This is a genomic window from Paenibacillus sp. J5 (assembly GCF_054955055.1).
The window spans coordinates 321,605-339,107 of the sequence record NZ_JBUEDD010000003.1; the positions used below are offsets into that span (position 1 = coordinate 321,605).

The 17,503-nt window shown below is 46.9% G+C and carries 20 protein-coding genes; 14 read left to right on the top strand and 6 right to left on the bottom strand.

All coding sequences use genetic code 11. From position 1 onward, the window contains the following. Positions 1 to 8: 8 nt before the first annotated feature. The 4 genes from ACY1JZ_RS06660 to ACY1JZ_RS06675 form a co-directional block, all read right to left on the bottom strand. Positions 9 to 1,655, bottom strand: a complete 1,647-nt coding sequence (locus ACY1JZ_RS06660) for a helix-turn-helix domain-containing protein (protein WP_462628576.1) — start codon at positions 1,653 to 1,655, stop codon at positions 9 to 11. A gap of 178 nt (positions 1,656 to 1,833) precedes the next feature. Further along, positions 1,834 to 3,210 carry an NtaA/DmoA family FMN-dependent monooxygenase gene (locus ACY1JZ_RS06665; protein ID WP_270166411.1) on the bottom strand — a complete coding sequence of 459 codons (1,377 nt, stop codon included), beginning with the start codon at positions 3,208 to 3,210 and terminating at the stop codon, positions 1,834 to 1,836. Further along, positions 3,176 to 4,213, bottom strand: coding sequence for an ABC transporter substrate-binding protein (locus ACY1JZ_RS06670; RefSeq protein ID WP_270166410.1), 1,038 nt, complete (start codon positions 4,211 to 4,213; stop codon positions 3,176 to 3,178). The genes ACY1JZ_RS06665 and ACY1JZ_RS06670 overlap by 35 nt, the downstream gene beginning before the upstream one ends. Positions 4,214 to 4,255: 42 nt before the next feature. Then, positions 4,256 to 4,558, bottom strand: coding sequence for a hypothetical protein (locus tag ACY1JZ_RS06675; RefSeq protein ID WP_270166409.1), 303 nt, complete (start codon positions 4,556 to 4,558; stop codon positions 4,256 to 4,258). A 190-nt stretch (positions 4,559 to 4,748) separates the two neighbouring features. Between ACY1JZ_RS06675 and ACY1JZ_RS06680 the strand changes: the two genes are divergently transcribed. The 10 genes from ACY1JZ_RS06680 to ACY1JZ_RS06725 all read left to right on the top strand — a co-directional run bounded on the left by ACY1JZ_RS06680 (position 4,749) and on the right by ACY1JZ_RS06725 (position 13,337). Then, on the top strand, positions 4,749 to 6,017 hold the full coding sequence (locus tag ACY1JZ_RS06680; protein ID WP_270166408.1) for an ATP-binding protein: 1,269 nt from the start codon (positions 4,749 to 4,751) through the stop codon (positions 6,015 to 6,017). A 36-nt stretch (positions 6,018 to 6,053) separates the two neighbouring features. Next, entirely contained in the window at positions 6,054 to 6,686 is a 633-nt protein-coding gene (gene msrA, locus ACY1JZ_RS06685) for a peptide-methionine (S)-S-oxide reductase MsrA (RefSeq protein ID WP_462628577.1), read from the top strand. A gap of 13 nt (positions 6,687 to 6,699) precedes the next feature. Beyond that, on the top strand, positions 6,700 to 6,864 hold the full coding sequence (locus ACY1JZ_RS06690) for a hypothetical protein (RefSeq protein WP_462628578.1): 165 nt from the start codon (positions 6,700 to 6,702) through the stop codon (positions 6,862 to 6,864). A gap of 88 nt (positions 6,865 to 6,952) precedes the next feature. After that, complete coding sequence (locus ACY1JZ_RS06695; protein WP_462628579.1) at positions 6,953 to 7,276, top strand: hypothetical protein; 324 nt, start codon at positions 6,953 to 6,955, stop codon at positions 7,274 to 7,276. 57 nt (positions 7,277 to 7,333) lie between these two features. Then, positions 7,334 to 8,017, top strand: coding sequence for a DUF5819 family protein (locus ACY1JZ_RS06700; protein ID WP_462628580.1), 684 nt, complete (start codon positions 7,334 to 7,336; stop codon positions 8,015 to 8,017). 998 nt (positions 8,018 to 9,015) lie between these two features. Further along, the gene (locus ACY1JZ_RS06705; RefSeq protein ID WP_462628581.1) at positions 9,016 to 10,152 is read left to right on the top strand and encodes a serine hydrolase; all 1,137 of its coding nucleotides are present in this window, start codon (positions 9,016 to 9,018) and stop codon (positions 10,150 to 10,152) included. 238 nt (positions 10,153 to 10,390) lie between these two features. Continuing rightward, positions 10,391 to 11,068: a peptidoglycan DD-metalloendopeptidase family protein gene (locus ACY1JZ_RS06710; RefSeq protein ID WP_462628713.1), complete on the top strand. Its 678-nt coding sequence runs from the start codon at positions 10,391 to 10,393 to the stop codon at positions 11,066 to 11,068. Between the two features lie 14 nt (positions 11,069 to 11,082). Continuing rightward, complete coding sequence (gene sppA / locus ACY1JZ_RS06715; RefSeq protein ID WP_462628582.1) at positions 11,083 to 12,009, top strand: signal peptide peptidase SppA; 927 nt, start codon at positions 11,083 to 11,085, stop codon at positions 12,007 to 12,009. Positions 12,010 to 12,044: 35 nt separating this feature from the next. Next, on the top strand, positions 12,045 to 12,446 hold the full coding sequence (locus ACY1JZ_RS06720; RefSeq protein ID WP_462628583.1) for an RDD family protein: 402 nt from the start codon (positions 12,045 to 12,047) through the stop codon (positions 12,444 to 12,446). A gap of 114 nt (positions 12,447 to 12,560) precedes the next feature. Beyond that, on the top strand, positions 12,561 to 13,337 hold the full coding sequence (locus ACY1JZ_RS06725; protein WP_462628584.1) for an SDR family oxidoreductase: 777 nt from the start codon (positions 12,561 to 12,563) through the stop codon (positions 13,335 to 13,337). 124 nt (positions 13,338 to 13,461) lie between these two features. Here ACY1JZ_RS06725 and ACY1JZ_RS06730 read toward each other — a convergent pair whose 3' ends face one another. Next, positions 13,462 to 13,737 (bottom strand): hypothetical protein, encoded by a 276-nt coding sequence (locus ACY1JZ_RS06730; RefSeq protein ID WP_462628585.1) that lies wholly within the window; start codon positions 13,735 to 13,737, stop codon positions 13,462 to 13,464. 51 nt (positions 13,738 to 13,788) lie between these two features. After that, positions 13,789 to 14,469 (bottom strand): DUF6060 domain-containing protein, encoded by a 681-nt coding sequence (locus ACY1JZ_RS06735; RefSeq protein WP_462628586.1) that lies wholly within the window; start codon positions 14,467 to 14,469, stop codon positions 13,789 to 13,791. A gap of 1,118 nt (positions 14,470 to 15,587) precedes the next feature. Between ACY1JZ_RS06735 and ACY1JZ_RS06740 the strand changes: the two genes are divergently transcribed. From ACY1JZ_RS06740 to ACY1JZ_RS06755, 4 genes are all read left to right on the top strand, one after another. Then, positions 15,588 to 16,241: a hypothetical protein gene (locus tag ACY1JZ_RS06740; protein ID WP_462628587.1), complete on the top strand. Its 654-nt coding sequence runs from the start codon at positions 15,588 to 15,590 to the stop codon at positions 16,239 to 16,241. Next, a complete protein-coding gene (locus tag ACY1JZ_RS06745) occupies positions 16,234 to 16,758 on the top strand; it encodes an accessory gene regulator ArgB-like protein (protein WP_462628588.1) in 525 nt (174 codons plus the stop codon). Before ACY1JZ_RS06740 ends, ACY1JZ_RS06745 begins: the two co-directional genes overlap by 8 nt. 2 nt (positions 16,759 to 16,760) lie before the next feature. Then, positions 16,761 to 16,883, top strand: a complete 123-nt coding sequence (locus ACY1JZ_RS06750; RefSeq protein WP_270166396.1) for a cyclic lactone autoinducer peptide — start codon at positions 16,761 to 16,763, stop codon at positions 16,881 to 16,883. A gap of 66 nt (positions 16,884 to 16,949) precedes the next feature. Next, the gene (locus tag ACY1JZ_RS06755; protein ID WP_270166395.1) at positions 16,950 to 17,312 is read left to right on the top strand and encodes a LytTR family DNA-binding domain-containing protein; all 363 of its coding nucleotides are present in this window, start codon (positions 16,950 to 16,952) and stop codon (positions 17,310 to 17,312) included. Positions 17,313 to 17,503: the final 191 nt, after the last annotated feature.

A 17,503-nucleotide genomic window follows, 5' to 3' on the forward strand; every position in this document is an offset into this window, starting at 1 on the left:
GGCTATATTCATCCCTCCAGCAAGGCTACATAGGTGCAAGGCTGATGATTACAGTGTAGCGGGTTCAACAGGCAGGAGACGAGGTGTAGCTGCCATTCCAGTGTGTAGGCGCTGTTGGAGATGCCGCGCATGTTCAGCCGATAGACCTGCTGCTTGCGTACCGCGGTTAAGGAATGCCAGCCACTGGCCTGCTTCCATTGCTCGAACAGACGTGTGAATGCTACGCTGTCATAGTCCACGATATATAGACGGTCTGCATCCAACTGTTCAATCTGGTGCAGCGAAATGGATACCCGGCGCAGGTCGGGATTCACCTCTGTCGTCCGTTGCATCAGAGGGGTGGGGCAGAAGCCAATCACATCGTAGAAGGTCGGGAAGAAACGAGAGGCGAACACCCAGGCTCTGTCTTCCTCCATTCGTACAATTGCCGCCGTCTCCTCAGGAGGGGATAAGCGCTGGCACTGCTGGTGAGCGCTCTGCGCGTTCATCCGGTAGCGCTCGTACCATTGCTCTGCCTCCTTCTCCTTGCCCAGCACGCGGGCTACACGGTGAAGACGGTCGAAGGCGTTCATATCCCAAGGGATGACAATAACCGGGGCCAACTCTCCTAGTGCGGCAATCTCCTGACGATCGGTGAAATCCGATACGAGGATGAGGTCAGGCTGCAACGCTTTCACGTGCTCTAACTGGCATCTGTCATAGCCAATGCTCTGAATCGGAGGAGCGTCAGGCTGAAGCTGATTCAATGTGACCTCGAGCGAGCCGATCGGTTGCATCCCCAAGGCCAGAATCTCCCCGGCATAATGTGGCGTAACGATGCGGGAATCCAGGTGTCGATTGCGCACGTATTCCTTGGGCGAGCACCCGACTCGCTGCTTGAATCGGCGATTGAAGTAGGTCACATCCCGTATGCCGATCTGAGAGGAGATCTGATGCGAGGGCTCGTCCTGCAGCAGCAGCAGTTCCTTGGAGCGATTAATCCGATACTCGTTCAGGAATTCGATTGGAGATTTTCCGGTGAGCTTCCTGAACAGTCGGGTATATTGCCTGCTGCTGAGGTTCAACTGGCAGGCCAACTGGGCGACGGTATGCTCTTCATCGTAATGCTCCTGAAGATAGGCGATTGAATGGCGAACAGCAGCCAGGGAGTCGCGTTCAGGGGCACTCCTCGTAGCTGTAGCAGTTGCAAGCAAATCATACAGTATCGACTGAAAATGAAGCTGCAGCCTGAACTGCTGCAGTGGTGTCTGGCCATCCTCTACTGAGGTGTACAAGGACTTGATATTCCTGAGATATTTGGCTGTTGGCTTGATGCGGATCGGCTGGCAGCTTGCATCGGCAAGCTGTCGCACAGTATCGCGCTCGCTTGAGGACGGCAACGAACGGAAGAGAATGAAGTAGCCGCACAACGGCTCGCCGACCGCTGTGAGTTCGAGTACGACCTCGGATTGCAGCAGCAGCGTGTCTCCCGCCTCCACCAGCAGCAGTGGATTGGCGATCTTGCCGGAGCCTTTCTCAATAATCAGCAAGCCTGTTCCTTCGTTGGCCGCATAGCGCTGTCTTCCCTCAGCGGTGAGTTGGACATGCTCTATGCTCTGCATTTGATAAGCTGGCCCGGAGGGAATATGCCTCAAGCTGCCTGCTTCCTCTGTCATGGCTGTTCTCCTCCGATCCATAGTTGTTCTGCGCATTAGGAATCCTGCTATGCGGGATCATGTTATGCTGCCTCGAGATGGCCGAGATGGCCTCACCCCTTGCTGCTTCCGCTTCATCTGCGCCTCATCTGTGCTTCATCCGCCCTTTCGCTTAAGTCGTCGTAATGGGTCTTCGAGGTTACTGCCTTGATGCAAATGTATTCCATGGGCGCGCGAGCCCTAGCTGTGTACGGAGCTGCTGTCCTTCGTATTCGGCTCGGAATAGCCCGCGGCGTTGGAGCTCGGGGATGACCAGGTGGACCAGATCGTCTACGCCATCAGGCAGCAGGCTCGGAATATAGATAAAGCCGTCTGCTGCCTCCTCCATCAGCCATTGCTCTAACACATCAGCAATATGAGAAGGGGTTCCGGTAATACTCAGATGACCTTGCAATTGGCTCATCAGCTCAAATAACTGCTGCACTGTCGTCAGGCCATGCTGATCGGCCAGCGCCCTTCGTTGACGGTATGGATGATGCTCGGGCACGATGTCCGCTGATGGCAGCAGGCTGGTGCTGGTCAGATGATAAGTCTGGACATCCAGACCGATCATATAGGAGATCATGTCGAGGCGCGGCTGCTTTCCTCCCAGTGCGTCCAGCTCGGCTTTTTTGGCGCGGGCTTCGGCGTCGGTGCGCCCGACACACAGATTTAGCCCGGGCATAATGAGCAAGTCGTTGGACTGCCGTCCATATGCGGGCAGCTTGCCTTTCAAGGAGCGGTAGAACGACTTGGCCTGATTCATCTCATTGAGCATGGTGAAGACGACATCCGCATGTCGGGCTGCCCGTGTCATGAACGCCTCGGATTGCCCCGCTTCGATCAGCACGGGATGCCCCTGCGGCGGGCGTGCCACATTGAGCGGGCCCTTCACGGAGAACCATTCGCTCTCATAATCAAGCAGATGCACCTTGTCCGGATCGGCGTAGATGCCCTGCTCCTTGTCAGCGACAATGGCCTCATCCTCCCAACTGTCCCATAATGATTTGACAATATCAACAAACTGCATGCCATGCGCCGCGCGCTCCTCTGGTCCGGGACGATGGGACATGGCAAAGTTGGCCGCTTCCAGATCGCCTCTGGAATGAACGATGTTCCATGAAGCGCGGCCCCCGCTCAACTGATCCAGCGAAGCGATCATGCGGGCGACATGATAGGGCTCATGATACGTTGTGGACAGCGTCACTGCCAATCCGATATGCTCGGTGACCGCGGCAAGGGCGGACAGCAGTGTCATTGGTTCAAGTCCAACATTGGCATGATGCCGGAATTCCTCTGGCGTCGTGCCCGGCGTGCGGTATTGGTCGGGCTGGAAGATGAAGTCCAGCTTGCCTTGCTCCGCCTTGCGGGCCAGTTGAGTATAGAAGTCGAGGGAAGCAGGGGCAGCCTGATGAGACGGGTGCCGCCAGCGTCCGCTGGATGCTCCAGGGGCAATCAGCATCGTCGCCAGCTTCAGTTGCTTGATCTGGTTCGTCATGGCCTCACCGTCCAGGCTGCTGTTCATGCAGCAATCCATAGATTTCCTCCAGCGCCCAATCCATAGTCGTGACATCATTGATCGCCATCCGATTGCTGATGAGATGCACCTGCTTGTTCTTGACGGCCTTCATGCTGTTCCATACTTCGCTCTTGGTGAAGTCCTCGTACACCTGACGTGAATCCTCATCGTTAATCATGACAAATAAATGATCGGCATCAAAGTCCGGCAGAACTTCCAGGGATAGCTGGAGATTCCCGAATGCCGGGTCCTTTTGCAATTCCTCTTGCTTGGCTGTCAGCTTGAATTGATAGTCGTTGAAGACGACGGGAAAGGTACTGCTCTTGTACGTATAGATGTTTTTCAGGGCAAATTGGATCACCAGTGCAGACTGCTCTGCCAGGTTCATATCGCGTGTCAGCGCCCGTTTCTCGTTCACCCGGGACTGATATTGGGATAACCACTGTTCCTCTTCCTGCTGCTTGTTCAAGATATTGGCCACCGTATGAAACGTTTCGAACGGATCGCCGAAGAACGGCGTCGTCACGGTAGGGGCGATCTTGCTGTAGTTCTCTATGTCATCCTCTGTTGCACGGGCAGAGATAACGATCAAATCTGGCTTCAGCGCCATCACCTTCTCCAGGTCTCCCTCCGCGCCTGCTCCGACAATCTCGATACCTGCGCGCTGCTCTTCGGTATAGAAGCGTAGCAGATTCGTGCTGGAGCCGATCGGCTTCTCGCCCAATGCCAGAATTTCGCCGACGCTCCATAGAGCAACAATCCGCTGTGGAGATGCAGGAATCTCCACAGACCGTCCCTGAGCGTCGATTACCGTCTTCGTTGTCGAATCGTCTGAAGGAGATGTGTTCCCTTGCGCTGTCTCGCCCGCGGCTGCCTGCGTGCGTGTATTCTCGCTTGTGCCTGCCGTTGTACTGCTGTCGCTTGCAACTGCGTCACTGGTCGTGCCGGGATTACCGTTGCTGCAGGCTGTGATCAGTGCCATAAGCAGGATAAGGGTTATCATTCGGAAATGCTTGTTCATCGTGTTGTTCTCCCTTTCGTCCATTATAATTGATAATCAATCTCAATTACAATTATAGAAAGGTGTGAGGCGATCATCAATCGCATATAGAGACATCATCATAGAGGACAAATGCGACATTAAGGTCATATTCAGCTTCACCAGCTTGCCAAAGTAATGCTTGCGAATGCGATAGGCAGCATACAGCAGTGGCAGCACCTCATCCTCCTCCGCCTCCAGTATGGCCATCGCCTGCCCCACGGTTAGCCGCTCTCCCATTAGCACCCGGGAAGCGAGTGTCTCCCAGCTCGCGGCAGGGGATGTCTCCACTGCTGCGTGTCTGTGCTCGAGTTGTTGCTGCTTCATTTACATACTCCTTTCCAAAAGCCAAATGATACATACAAGAAGACGTGCTATGTATATGTTAACTTAAAAATTTATTATGGTTAACATATAAAAATGTACCAGAAACGAGCCTCGATGTAAATAGGTGGTCTGTTGAGCCTATGCTGCGGGTCCTATGGTAAAATGGAGGTAGAAGAAGGGAGTGGAAGCTGTGGGCAAAATTTTAATTACCTCCAGAGGAATCAAGAAGACGCTCCAGAAATTCGATGAACTGCAATCGGTAGCGGAGTACATCTGGAACGGATTCGATGCGGGTGCTACGCGGGTGGAGTTGAAGGTGGAGCGCAATGAGCTGGGCGGCATCGAACGGCTGAGCATTACGGATAACGGGTACGGAATCGACCGCCAGGTGCTGGAGCGCAAGTTCACGCCGTTCTATGAATCGGAGAAGCAGATTGATCCGGGCAGCCGGGTTCGCATGACATCTACGATGCACGGCAAGAATGGGATTGGACGTCTCACCTTCCACAGCTTCGCTTCCCGGGCGGTATGGTATACCACCTATAAGGAGGGGCAGGAGAACAAGACCTATTCGATTCATATCGATGCGGATACGCTGGACATGTACTCGCAGACCGAGCCGGAGCCGACAGCGGACAAGCCGGGAACGACGGTTGTATTCGAGATGCTGCATCGGGAGATGGAGCTGGAGGAGCTGCGCCGATACCTTGGCAGGGAATTCGGATGGTTCCTGGAGCTGCATGCGGCGAGCCGCTACAGGCTGGTGGTCGATGGCAAGAAGCTGAATTACAAACGTCTCGTCGCTGATCGGCAGAGACTGGAGTTCACCCATGAGCCGACAGGGACGTTGTTCGAGGTGGGGTTCATCCGGTGGGAGGAGCGGATGAACAATGAGTCATCCAAGCTGTATTTCCTCGACGGGGCGAACAAGGAGCGGCACAAGCAGCCGACCAGCTTCAATAATAAGGGAGACGGCTTCTATCATAGTGTCTACATACGGAGCAAGCTGTTTGACCATTTTGACTTCGTGAGCAAGGATCAGTATGGGCAGTTGGAGCTGGCCTTCGGCATGAGTCGAAGGAGCGAGCCGTTCCAGTTTATGATGGAGGAGATCAATAAGCTGATTCATAGGAAGCGCAGGCCGTTCCTTAGGGTCGCTTCCGAACGGATGGTGGAGGAGCTGGCAGCAGTCGACGCTTTCCCGGCCGCTCGTGAGGTGTCTGCACCGGAGGGGGACAGCCGCCACGGAGAGCTGGAGCAGGTGCTTATGGAGCTGTATCGTATCCAGCCACGCATCTTCGTCCGGCTGAATCCAGAGCAGAAGAAGGCGTTCGTACACATGCTGGGTCTGCTGCTCGAGACTGCCAGCCGTGAGCGGCTGCTGGAGGTGCTGGAGCAGGTGATGGACGTGCAGGGGCCGGAGCTTGAGGAGCTGCGGGAGCTGTTGCTGGGGCGGTGAAGGAAGAAGCAGGTATTCAGCAAGGAGGAGGATTGCATGGATAGACGGGTGGAGCAGATTACACTCGGTATGGGGTGCTTTTGGGGAGTCGAGGCGCTATTCGGACAATTGCCGGGGGTTGTACGAACAGAGACGGGCTATGCGGGAGGGACAACGCCAGAGCCGGATTACCGGGCGCTGGGCGATCATAGCGAGACGGTGCAGATCAGCTACGATCCTCGGCAGATTAACCTGGAGCGGCTGCTGGAGGTGTTCTGGGCGCATCACCGCCCATCGAACACGAATGGCTACAAGGGGCGGCAATACCAGTCGCTGATTCTGTATCACTCCAGCAGCCAGTTGCCAGATATTGAGCGTGCGGTTGCGCGCCGCGCGTCTCTTGACGGTGATGTACCGGCGACGGAGATTGCACAGCTCAGCCGATTCTACTCCGCAGAGGAGCGTCATCAGAAATACAATCTGAAGCGGTATCCGAATGCAGTGGACAAGCTCCCGCAGCTATGCGCGATGCTGGGGCGGGATCAGTCCGAGACGATCGCAGCAAGGCTGAATGGCTTGGCGAAGGGGCACACAAGTTTGAGCCGAATCCTCGACGAGTTGATGGAGTGGGAGCTGGAGGAGGACAAGCGTGAGCGCGTCATCCAGGTACTGCGGGACATGAAGTGGTGACCGGAGGTAGAGTATGATCTATATCATCGCTGCCAAGTTTGTTGCGCAGGCAGCCGATGAGCAGTTGGATATTCATGAGCGTGTTGGTCTGGGTGAACTGGAGATTATTTGTGTGGAAAAAATAAATAAAGTGTATTATAATTGGTTTTGGTTACAAATAAAGTCTTTCTATTATTAAGTAATTTTTATTCATAGCGAGGAGGAGATGATTGCTCAAGGTCATGCTAGAGTAAGGGAATTAATAAAATTGAAGAGGTGAATAGTTTATGAAGAAGAAAGTAGTGACTTTGGTATTGACTGGCGGAATTATAGCGTTTTCTAGTTTGGCTCTCAACTCTTCATTTTCTGCCAATCAATCGCTCCAACCCGCTGTTGTGAGTATTTCAGAAGAACAGATCAGTGCGGGCGCTGACTCTGCTACTCCCTCGGCTTGGTTGGCTAGTGCGGCGAGATATGCTTATGTGTATGCAACTCATGGGGTGAAAGAGGCGTTGAAGAATGCTGCTGAAGTGGCTAACCGTGGTAATTTATACGGTACGGAGCTACAGAACTATGATTTGGAAGAAGCCGAACAGATTTTTGATAAGTAGACGATTAAGAAGAGTTGTCTCTATGGCAACTCTTTTGATTCTTATGGAGGAATAGACTTGAAAATCGACCTTCAATCCAAATTACTAAATGTAATTGTCTGTTTTATTGCCATATTTATCGTATTTCATTTTGTGATGGTTTTGCTTCATGCGGGCCCAATCAATCCCATTTCCTTGGCTGTCAAGGACAATGTGGACAGATATATCGGAAGATTATTTCAGCAAAATTGGCATTTATTTGCCCCTCAACCGCTTACAAATAATTACAAGCTGTATGTAAGAGTTAAGTATAAATCAGAGAGTTCCAATAATAAGGTTAGCAAATGGCATGATGTTACAACACCTATGATTCAAGCCAATGATAATAATATCTTCTCTCCTTATAATAGGATGATTCGTATTGGGATGGGATACATAAATTCCGTCAATATTGGGGACACAGATGATCTTACATTGCGATTGTTAAAACAAAAAATTGAGAACGAAGAATATGATGACTCCAAGATTAATTCAATGTTTGAAGAGAAGATAAAGGTACATAAAGAGGTACTGTATCGCCTCGCATCTTCGTATACGAAAAGATATTTTGATACTAGCAACATTGTGAGCATTCAGATGATGACGAGTCAAACTGAAGCGGTTCCATTCTCAAAAAGAAATGATAGCGAATATAAGCCTCAAGAAAACTTTACTCTGTATGAGTGGAGGGAGTTAATTCAAGATGTTGTCGAGCTTCCGTAGCTTTCTGGAGAGGGATCGATTCTTAATTGGCAGCAGTATTTTACGAGTATGCATAGGTCTTCTGCTACTCTACAATTATCTGATTCATTATAATCAAAAAATATTTTTATGGGGGAATCACGGCGTAAATTTGTATTCCCCAGAGTTTCTGATGGGGAGCTTCTCACTATACAATTGGGTCAGTACGGACTGGCAGTTTAATATCGTTTATCATCTAGGGATTGCGGCTACGCTTGTGTATCTCATAGGTTATAAGGGACGCCTGGTCTCTGTAATTAACTATATCTTTTTTTATTCACTCTATGCTCGAATGTTTCAGATTAGTGATGGAGGGGATAATTTACTGAATATCTGCTTGTTTTTTTTGTTATTCTCTAATTCCACAGCATATTTTTCAGTAGACTATCTCCTAATGAGAAAGAAAAATAGTACACAGAGTATAGGCTTTATGAGTAGATTGGGATCGATCTCTCATAATTTTGCAGTTTTTATTTGTATTGTTCAGCTATGCATTGTGTATTTCCTCTCTGCTGTGTACCAATTGATGGGGGAATTTTGGCAGAGTGGAACTGCGATTTACTATATTTCGCAAGTAGATGAGTTCAGTAGGCCACTGCTTCGTTGGTTGGTTACTGATTTTCTTTGGATGAGTATTTTAGTTTCATATATGAGTATTTTTATTAAGCTCGCCTTTCCATTTTCAATTCTCAATAAAAAATTGAAGATTTACATTGTATTCTTAATGGTTACTTTTCATCTAGGCATTGGAGTCGGAATGGGACTGTTAAGCTTTTCCTTTGTCATGATTATATTTGAATTGCTAATATTCACAGATAAAGAATATCTCTCCTTCGCAAGAAGGATAACATCCATACACTCGAACCTATACAACAGAATGCATCAAAGGCGCACCCGACTGAGCGATAGGAATATCTAAAACGAAGGTTGTAAGTAGTGGGGTGGAGTGACCAATATAAATATTCATAGGATGGGGTAACATGATCTATATCATCATTATCGTTGCTATTTTAGTGCTGCTCGGTTTATTTATTCTCATGGGTGTTATCGCCAAGAGGATGGACGACAGGAAAACGGAGGAGCACGTACTTCAGTTTTTACTTAAACATCCAGATCGCAGCTCCTTATATATCATCGAGAACGACCGAGTCATTGTCGATTATCAATCCGACCGGAAGATGCCGCTTGCAAGCGTCGTCAAAATAATCATTGCTGCCGAGTTTGCCGAGCAGGCAGCCGATGAGCAGTTGGATATTCATGAGCGTGTTGGTCTGGGTGAACTGGAGAGATTCTATATTCCAGGAACAGATGGCGCTGCGCATCCAGAGTGGCTCGATGACATGAAACAGAATGGGCATATTCAAGATGGTCAGGTTCCATTGCTACAGGTGGCTAAAGGGATGATTCAATATAGCTCCAATGCCAATACGGAATATCTCCTGGAGCGCTTAGGTCTGGAGGCTATCAATCGCCGTCTGGAGAAGCTGGGTATGACAGATCATGACGCGATCTATCCTATATCTTCAGCGATGATGATGACCAATTATCTGATGGAAATGGAGAGGGTACCTCAACGTAAGGCTCTAATTGAAATGAGCAGCTATTCCTATGAGGTGTATGCGGAGAAAGCGAAAGAAATATTTGAGAAGCTGAAGGCGGATCGCGCTTGGAGCGCGAGACTGAACAGGACGAAAAGGTCCAGGAAGATTCAGGATGCCTGGACACTGAAGATGCCAACTGCAACAACGAAGCAATACGCACACTTGCTCTGCAACATCCAAAAGGGGCACCTGCTGTCTGAACGCGCACATGCCTTGATGATGGAAATCATGAATGTGACGCCTAATCCGCAATCCAAATTCATTCAAATTGGCAGTAAGGGCGGCTCGACACTATCGGTGTTGAATCAAACCTTGTATTGTGAGGATGGTGAGGGCAACCGGATGCAGCTTGCATTTTTCATTCATGATCCCAAGGGCTATCATCTGATGTGGCTAGAGAACAAGCAGCCTATCTTTTTGAAGAAATTCATGTATCAACAGGAGTTTAGAGAGCGGGTATGCTTCCAGTTGAAGAAGGCAGAGGTAAGATCCAATGGAGCTACTATTTCTAGTTAAAAATGTTGTTATCCCAACCGTATTAATAGCAGTGCTATTGAAATATTCCTTCAAAACTCGAATTCTATTCACCATTCATAGCGTATTCACTTTTAGTTGGGTGTTCTCTATGTTAATTGTAGAAGACTGGACCATTATTAGTGTGTATCTCCGATTTTTTTTGGCGATTATGTTATTGATCGGAATTATAAAATATATTCGGAAAATGTTTATTTTTAGGAATACAAAGGTGAATAAGATGAAACTATTCATCTGCGTTTCTTTGTATGGGATGGGAGCACTCGTATCCGTTATATATATGGCTCATTGTGTCACAGGCTATATCACTCCCCGTGCTTTGGCGGAGGAGGCTGTGGATCTGGGGTTCCCTTTTCCTAACGGGATCTACGCTATTGTTCATGGTGGATTTCACCCATCATTAAATTATCACTATGCCTATCCTAATCAGCGATATGCGGTAGATATTGTAAAGTTGAATTTTCTCGGACAGAGGAAGAGCAAGCTCGGCAGCTCTCAGGAATTACAGGACTATGAAATTTATAAGGATATCGTCTATAGTCCGGTAGAGGGCAAAGTTGTGAAGGTGGTTGACGACGTAGAGGAGAGTCTAAACAGAGCGATTACGAGTAATCGTACCAATATGGTTGTTATTGAGTTTAAGAACTATTATATACTTCTGCTGCACTTTAGACCGGGAAGCGTCAAAGTCCGGGAAGGTGTCGACGTGAACTATATGCAGCCTATAGCAGAGGTCGGTAATTCGGGAATAAGTAGCGAGCCGCACCTGCATATTCATGCGATAAAGAAAATAGAGAATGATGATTTTTTTGGTGCAGAAGCTGTACCGATCACCTTTAACGGACAATTCTTTAAACGAAATCAGATCGTATATAATCAACGAGTCATTCTAAGATGAAAGCGGAGAGGCATGTGACCAAAAAGTATGTGGCAATCCTACTCACTGTTGTTTTAATAGTAGGTGCTGTAATCGTAGGTAATAAAGTGGCAGTAAGTGATGATGATGGCTGGAAGGAAAGTGTGATCAGAGGAGGCGGGAGAGAGAAAATCGTTCAAATTAACATTAATGGGCCCCTGCTTAGCGAGATCAATCAAGAAGGTGTACATCCCGTCATTTCAATGTTGAACCGAGCAGCACACGATCAGAATGTAATTGGAATCGTGTTGAATGTCAACACGCCTGGTGGAGATGTAGTCACAGTGGATCATATTTATTCGAAGATTGTGGAATTAAAGGAGATGGGCAAGACGGTGGTTGTCTCAATGGGGTCGATTGCAGCATCTGGAGGATATTATATCTCCGCTCCGGTGGATCACATTTTTGCGAACCCTTCAACAATTACGGGAAGTCTTGGAGTCATCATAAGCTTTAATAACTATCAAGCGCTGGCTGAAAAATTAGGTTATAGCGAGCTCACTATTAAAAGTGGCCCTTACAAAGACATTGGTGATCCAATGAAGAAAATGAGCAATGAGGAAATTGAAATTTATCAAACCATCATTAACGAAAGCTACCAGCAATTTGTAAAAGTGATAGCGAGCGGCAGGGGGATAGACGAAGGTATGGTGCTTGAAATCGCTGACGGCAGAGTTTACTCTGGGAGACAAGCGTTAGAATTGGGGCTAGTGGATCAATTGGGAACATTAGAAGATGCAATTAGATACATAAAGGAAGTAAAGGGAATACCTTCGCCCCAAATTGTAGGTTACTCTAAAAAATCAAACCTATTAAAAATAATGGAGCAAAGGTTGGATTCACCGAATCTTCAAGAAACTGCACAGAGCTTGTTGCAGGAATTAAGGGGCACAGGACCAACGGTACTCTATATGCTGAATTAAAGAATTGCATAAACTATGACTAGGAAGAGTGAATTATGGGTGAGAGCAAACGTTATGCAGGGTTTTGGGCCCGCTTTTTTGCTATCGTACTGGATATAGCAGTCATCGGTTCATTGATGAGTGTAGCTGATAGCTGGTTTTTTGAACATGTGGGTTCAATGCTCGCAGTTAGTATAAAGGTCTGTATCTTTTTCTTTTATTTTTTTGCTTGTACCTTCTACTTCAATCAGACACTAGGGAAAATCATTATTGGCATAAAAGTGGTTACTGCAACTCAATCAAAGCTGAACTGGGAGGATGTACTTATCAGAGAGGTGATTGGAAAAGTGCTATCCTTTCTCTTATGTTTTATTGGATTTTTGGCGACAGCAGTTGACCCGCAAAAGCAGGCGCTCCACGATAAACTAACCAATATGTATGTCATCTGGGAGAAGTGAATCCTCGCAGGCATTTTCATTCAAGCTTCCACAGCCTCCCGAATGAGAGAGCAACATTGTAAACATCGCCCCGTGATATAACTATATTGAAAAATCACATAGGGAGCTGATGAGATGAGCAAGGTGCAAGGAAGGCTGGAGGGTCAACTGGCTGTAGTTACAGGAGCAAGCAGAGGCATCGGCCGCAGTATTGCGCTGCGACTGGCACAGGAGGGGGCGTATGTCCTCGTCCATTATGCGACAAGAGAGGCTGAAGCGGAAGCGGTCGTTCAACAGATTGTAAATGGTGGAGGGCAGGCGTGCGCCATCGGAGCGGATCTGAGTACGCCAGATGGCATTCAAGCCTTATTTGTGGAAGTGGATGACGCTGCTCGGAAGCATCGGGGAGGCGGTGGATTCGACATTCTGGTTAACAATGCCGGCATCGGCCAGATTGTCACCCTGGAGGAGACGACAGAGGAATCCTTCGAGGAGGTGATGCGGATTAATGTCAAGGCGCCGCTCTTTGTCACGCAGCAGGCTTTGCCTCGTCTGAGGGACGGTGGACGTATTATCAATATCTCCTCCTTTGTTACACGTGTAGCCTCTCCTAGTGTGTTCACCTATAGTATGACTAAGGGCGCCATCGATACCTTCACCAAGATGCTGGCCAAGCAGCTCGGGAGCCGTCATATTACGGTTAACGCGATCCAGCCTGGCATTATTAATACCGAGATGAACGCGGGCACGCTCCAGAACCCGCAAGGGCAAGCCTACGCGGCCGGACTATCGGTCCTGAACAGGTGGGGCGAGCCCGAGGATGTGGCGGATGTGGCGGCCTTCCTGGCTTCGGCGGACAGTCGCTGGGTGACGGGGCAATGCCTGGATGCCAGCGGCGGCTCGTGTCTATAGTAGTTTCAGAGGACTTTTCAATAGAGGGGGGAGCGTCGAAAGGTATATCCTGATAAGGATGATGGAGTGCAGGGTATGCTGACGATGCTCCCTGAGTATATTTTTTCATCTGTCTGGGAGGAGCCTATTTTTTGATTCTCAAATAAATACCCGCAAGTAACCCGATTACGCCTAGGATCAGTAGTACCAAACCACTGATGTATGTATACTCTGTAATATTCCAGATATAATCAGGTATGTTAATTCGTATGCTTTCCATGCTCATGGCGTGTGTCTTGCTAAATACTGCAGAAAATAAAATCACTTTCTCTAATCCAGATATTACAATAATACCCAATCCAAGGCTTAGCAATAAAGCCCCGATTTTTGTAAAATGCACTGGAAGTTCACCTTCTTTCAAGGATTAAAACCAGCTTACACCTGATATGTGTAAGCTGGTTTATTTTACACTTTATTCATATGGATATTCAAGGGCGTATATACCGTTTGCTTCACCATTTGATAGCATATCTGGACCATTCCCAAACACCATATCACTTGTAGTTGTGCCAGCGTACCAACCATTGCTATACCATGTTGTAGTCACGTAACCACGTGTATAATTAATCCATGGTCTAAATGACATATAGGCAGTTTTACCCGCCTTTACAGGCAAGGTGTATGTTGTTGACGTTGAGGTTTGAGAGCTCCACGTATAGCTAGCGCCTAATCTAATATAGTCTTTCCAGCCGCTTTCCACATTCGCTGAAAACTCATGAGTGAAGGTTTTTTGTGTCGTAGAAGCTATAGAACAATCGCTACCACCTGATGGGCAATTAATCCATGCTGATACTTGTACCTTACTCCCAGTTGCACGCCATCCTAAATTTTCTTCATATGATGGAAGTCCAATCAATACTACAGCTGCTGCATTGTATTGTTCACTCTGAACCAGACTTTGCTCATCAATAGAGATTAATTGTTCGCTAAGCTTATCTGACTGTTCAAGGATTTCTTTATACTCTAGCAGGGAAAGCTGCTTGCCATCAGACTCAACTGGACTAGAAATATATACCTTCTCGAATGAATCGCGTATTACTTCAATTCCATCCACATTAATAATGGAATAACGTTCAGTAGCGGTAGAATCCATGGTACCTTGTGCAGACATACTTTGTGTGCTTAAACCCATAACTAATGTACATAGTAGAGTCAATAATATACTTTTTGCTTTAAAAAAATTAATTTAAACCAACTCCTTAAAAGTTTTATTGCGAGAATCCTGGCCAGGATTTCAGGGTTTGGTTAGAAAATTATATTTTCATAACCAAATAACCCATATATAGGATATCAAAGTTTAGAGAGATTTGTAAACAGTGGTATGGACTTGAGTCTACTTCTTACGATCAAACTGGACTTAGTCATGGTGGGTAGTCTGCCTGATAAATTATCTCGATTTTGAATTAATTTCTATTTAATGTATTAGATGTAACATTATATAATAATATAAGCATAATTTTCTAGGGTAACGCAGGATGAATTACATAGATCGACCAGATCCGTTTCCAGCTTTACCAGTACAAGCAAGCAAAACGCAAGAACTGTGTATTCCTCCAGCGGCTCGATATACGTATCTGGTCACAACCCATTCGCTAGTGCATCCTATTAGATGGTGTTTATGTACATTTTTGATTTAAGTTCAAAGGGGACAGATGACGATGCTCTCTCTATTTAAAAGGGTAACTTTTTGGCTAGGAGTAATAAGTTTGCTGTTGTGCTTCAACGATATTTGGGGGACGCTTCATTCGCCTACTATATTTTTGGCAGGAGTAGGGCCGTTTGAGCCATTTAGACATTGGATGCTGAAATTTGACCGATTTGATCATGCTATCGAGAGCGCAAGCATAGGAGCGAAGGTTCCAGGATATATCGTTCATTTTATTACGTTCATTCTTGTAGGCATGGTGATCGATAGATTGATGGCTAAACTGAGAAAGCGGTGACAAACAATCGATGCCTGACCTCCCGCTTTGATAACAGCAAGAGGCTCAAGGCTTTTTTGCGTTCATATCAACTCTGGTGTTGCAGCATATGGCGCTCTAAGGAAGGGCGTAATCTATGCTCGCTAGTGCATTTAAGCTCCGCTTTACAAATTATCTCGATTTTGAGCGATTTTCTACTTACTGTATGGGGTGTAATAATGTATAATGATTCATAAGCACTATTTTCCAGCGTGACGCGGGATGAATTACATAGATCGGGAGCATAAGCATGAAAACATTGGTATATTTTCTGTTTTCGAGTACTGAATGGTTGGCGCTCATTGTATTGACCTTTGCAATGTTCAAATTACAGTTCAAAGGCTACTGGGGACAGATCATACTCACCGCAGTTGCGATGTCCTTCCTGTCTCATTTTCTATTTATTGTGATAGACAAGCGTGTCATTGCTACGGTATTGCAGCCTCCGGCCTTGTTTCTCTTTTTGTGGCAGGTATTTCGGATTCAGGTATTCTACGCTGCTTTAATAACTGTTTATGGGTATTTAGGTTATCTGTTTATACAGTATGCAATCATGCTTCTTCAATTGGGGATTGGAGTTCCGTTAGAATCGTTGGTACCGGGAAGTGGAATTATGTATGTGCTGCAAGGTATCTCTATTTGTATTGTTTTATTGATTGCTTGGTTACTGATCAAATTCCGTGTGGGTTACACATTTGTACCTGATTATGAACATACGCCCTTTACGTTGAAGGGAATTAACCGTCCTTTGCTCTTGCTAATCCTTGCAGGATATTGTGCCATAGCAGGTTCAAACTATATCGCGTTTACGATTAGTATCCCAACGCTCCTGGCTTTGTTATCGTATTTCATTCTGGGTGTTCTGCTCTATTACGCCCAGAGAAAGGAATATACAAATGATTGAAGCATGGGCAGAACGAATGGCAGTTTCAATAAAAAGATCGAATGAACAAGAAACTATTAGTGTGGCTGTTATGAAGTATGCTCTAACGATTGTAATTAATTTTCTGATACCATGTGTTCTTGTTATGTTGGTCGGTGTCATTTCCGGTAGATTTTCTGAGACTTTATTATCCCTTAGCGCCCTAGTTGCAATGAGAGCTGTTTCTGGCGGATATCATTTTAACTCCATGGTTGCCTGTATCGGGGCGACTATTGTTGTTGCCGCAGCGCCTCCACATATTCCATTCCCACAGGAATGGGTAGTATATGGAAATGTTGTGAGCCTTGCTGTAATGGCAGTCTGGGCACCTGCAAATATTAAGGGATATGCCAGAATGCCTGAGAAGTATTTTCCTTTAATGCGGGGTGTGGCTGTAGCATTAGTAGGGTGCAATTTTATAATACAGTCTCCTACTCTTGTTATGATTTTTTTAATTCAGAGCTTTTCACTTTTCTTTACAAACAAAAAGGGGGGATAACTATGAAGCCATGGCTCGCTAAGTACATATCTCAGATATTAGATCGAATCGCAGCTTATTTTGCTGCGACTGCATCTCCACTAGTTGGTCATCGTCCAGAACTTCCAGAAGAACTAAAGAAGTAATAGTGAAGAACGGGCCGTCATGAGCATCAGCGCGGCGGCCCGATTCGATTTCGGAGTGGTAGAACTATGAAATTGTATGTAACCAGAGACCCGAAGAACACGGGCGAGCTAATCATTATCGATTTGCAGGATGTGTTATATATTGAGAACCATGAGCGAACCGTGATTCTGCATACGATGGATGGGGAATACTACCCGTTACTGCCTACTCTCTCTACCTATGAACAGCACATGCAGCAGTACAATTTTCATCGGCTCGATCGCACGAATCTGGTCAATCTGAATAAAGTCAAAAAGTACGACGAGGAGCGATCACTCGTTTTTTTTGAAGACCAAGAAACAAAAAATAGTAAATATGGGACGGTATCCAATAGTTCGAAGAGAGTGTTAAAAAAGCTAATAAAGGAGACAGATGACGATCCTTCATGATAGCTCTCCATGTCACGAACACTCCGGGCAGACTCCAATTTCTGTAACTAAACCTTGAGATGGAGTCTATCCTGGAGTCGTGTGTGACCCCGATGCTGCGGCAGCAGTCGGACACACATGTGCTTTCTGCGTTGACTAGGAGTCAGGTAAGACCCCTCGCCTCCACCACCATGAACACCATCCGCATGAGG

Excerpts from the sequence above, each read along its gene's own strand:
- ACY1JZ_RS06710 (WP_462628713.1), top strand. The coding sequence starts at position 10,391 with ATGAAACTATTCATCTGCGTTTCTTTGTATGGGATGGGAGCACTCGTA.
- msrA (WP_462628577.1), top strand. The coding sequence starts at position 6,054 with ATGGATAGACGGGTGGAGCAGATTACACTCGGTATGGGGTGCTTTTGG.
- ACY1JZ_RS06755 (WP_270166395.1), top strand. The coding sequence starts at position 16,950 with ATGAAATTGTATGTAACCAGAGACCCGAAGAACACGGGCGAGCTAATC.
- ACY1JZ_RS06675 (WP_270166409.1), bottom strand. The coding sequence starts at position 4,558 with ATGAAGCAGCAACAACTCGAGCACAGACACGCAGCAGTGGAGACATCC.
- ACY1JZ_RS06750 (WP_270166396.1), top strand. The coding sequence starts at position 16,761 with ATGAAGCCATGGCTCGCTAAGTACATATCTCAGATATTAGATCGAATC.
- ACY1JZ_RS06705 (WP_462628581.1), top strand. The coding sequence starts at position 9,016 with ATGATCTATATCATCATTATCGTTGCTATTTTAGTGCTGCTCGGTTTA.
- ACY1JZ_RS06740 (WP_462628587.1), top strand. The coding sequence starts at position 15,588 with ATGAAAACATTGGTATATTTTCTGTTTTCGAGTACTGAATGGTTGGCG.
- ACY1JZ_RS06690 (WP_462628578.1), top strand. The coding sequence starts at position 6,700 with ATGATCTATATCATCGCTGCCAAGTTTGTTGCGCAGGCAGCCGATGAG.
- ACY1JZ_RS06665 (WP_270166411.1), bottom strand. The coding sequence starts at position 3,210 with ATGGATTGCTGCATGAACAGCAGCCTGGACGGTGAGGCCATGACGAAC.
- ACY1JZ_RS06725 (WP_462628584.1), top strand. The coding sequence starts at position 12,561 with ATGAGCAAGGTGCAAGGAAGGCTGGAGGGTCAACTGGCTGTAGTTACA.
- ACY1JZ_RS06695 (WP_462628579.1), top strand. The coding sequence starts at position 6,953 with ATGAAGAAGAAAGTAGTGACTTTGGTATTGACTGGCGGAATTATAGCG.
- ACY1JZ_RS06735 (WP_462628586.1), bottom strand. The coding sequence starts at position 14,469 with ATGGATTCTACCGCTACTGAACGTTATTCCATTATTAATGTGGATGGA.
- ACY1JZ_RS06660 (WP_462628576.1), bottom strand. The coding sequence starts at position 1,655 with ATGACAGAGGAAGCAGGCAGCTTGAGGCATATTCCCTCCGGGCCAGCT.
- ACY1JZ_RS06745 (WP_462628588.1), top strand. The coding sequence starts at position 16,234 with ATGATTGAAGCATGGGCAGAACGAATGGCAGTTTCAATAAAAAGATCG.
- ACY1JZ_RS06670 (WP_270166410.1), bottom strand. The coding sequence starts at position 4,213 with ATGAACAAGCATTTCCGAATGATAACCCTTATCCTGCTTATGGCACTG.
- ACY1JZ_RS06720 (WP_462628583.1), top strand. The coding sequence starts at position 12,045 with ATGGGTGAGAGCAAACGTTATGCAGGGTTTTGGGCCCGCTTTTTTGCT.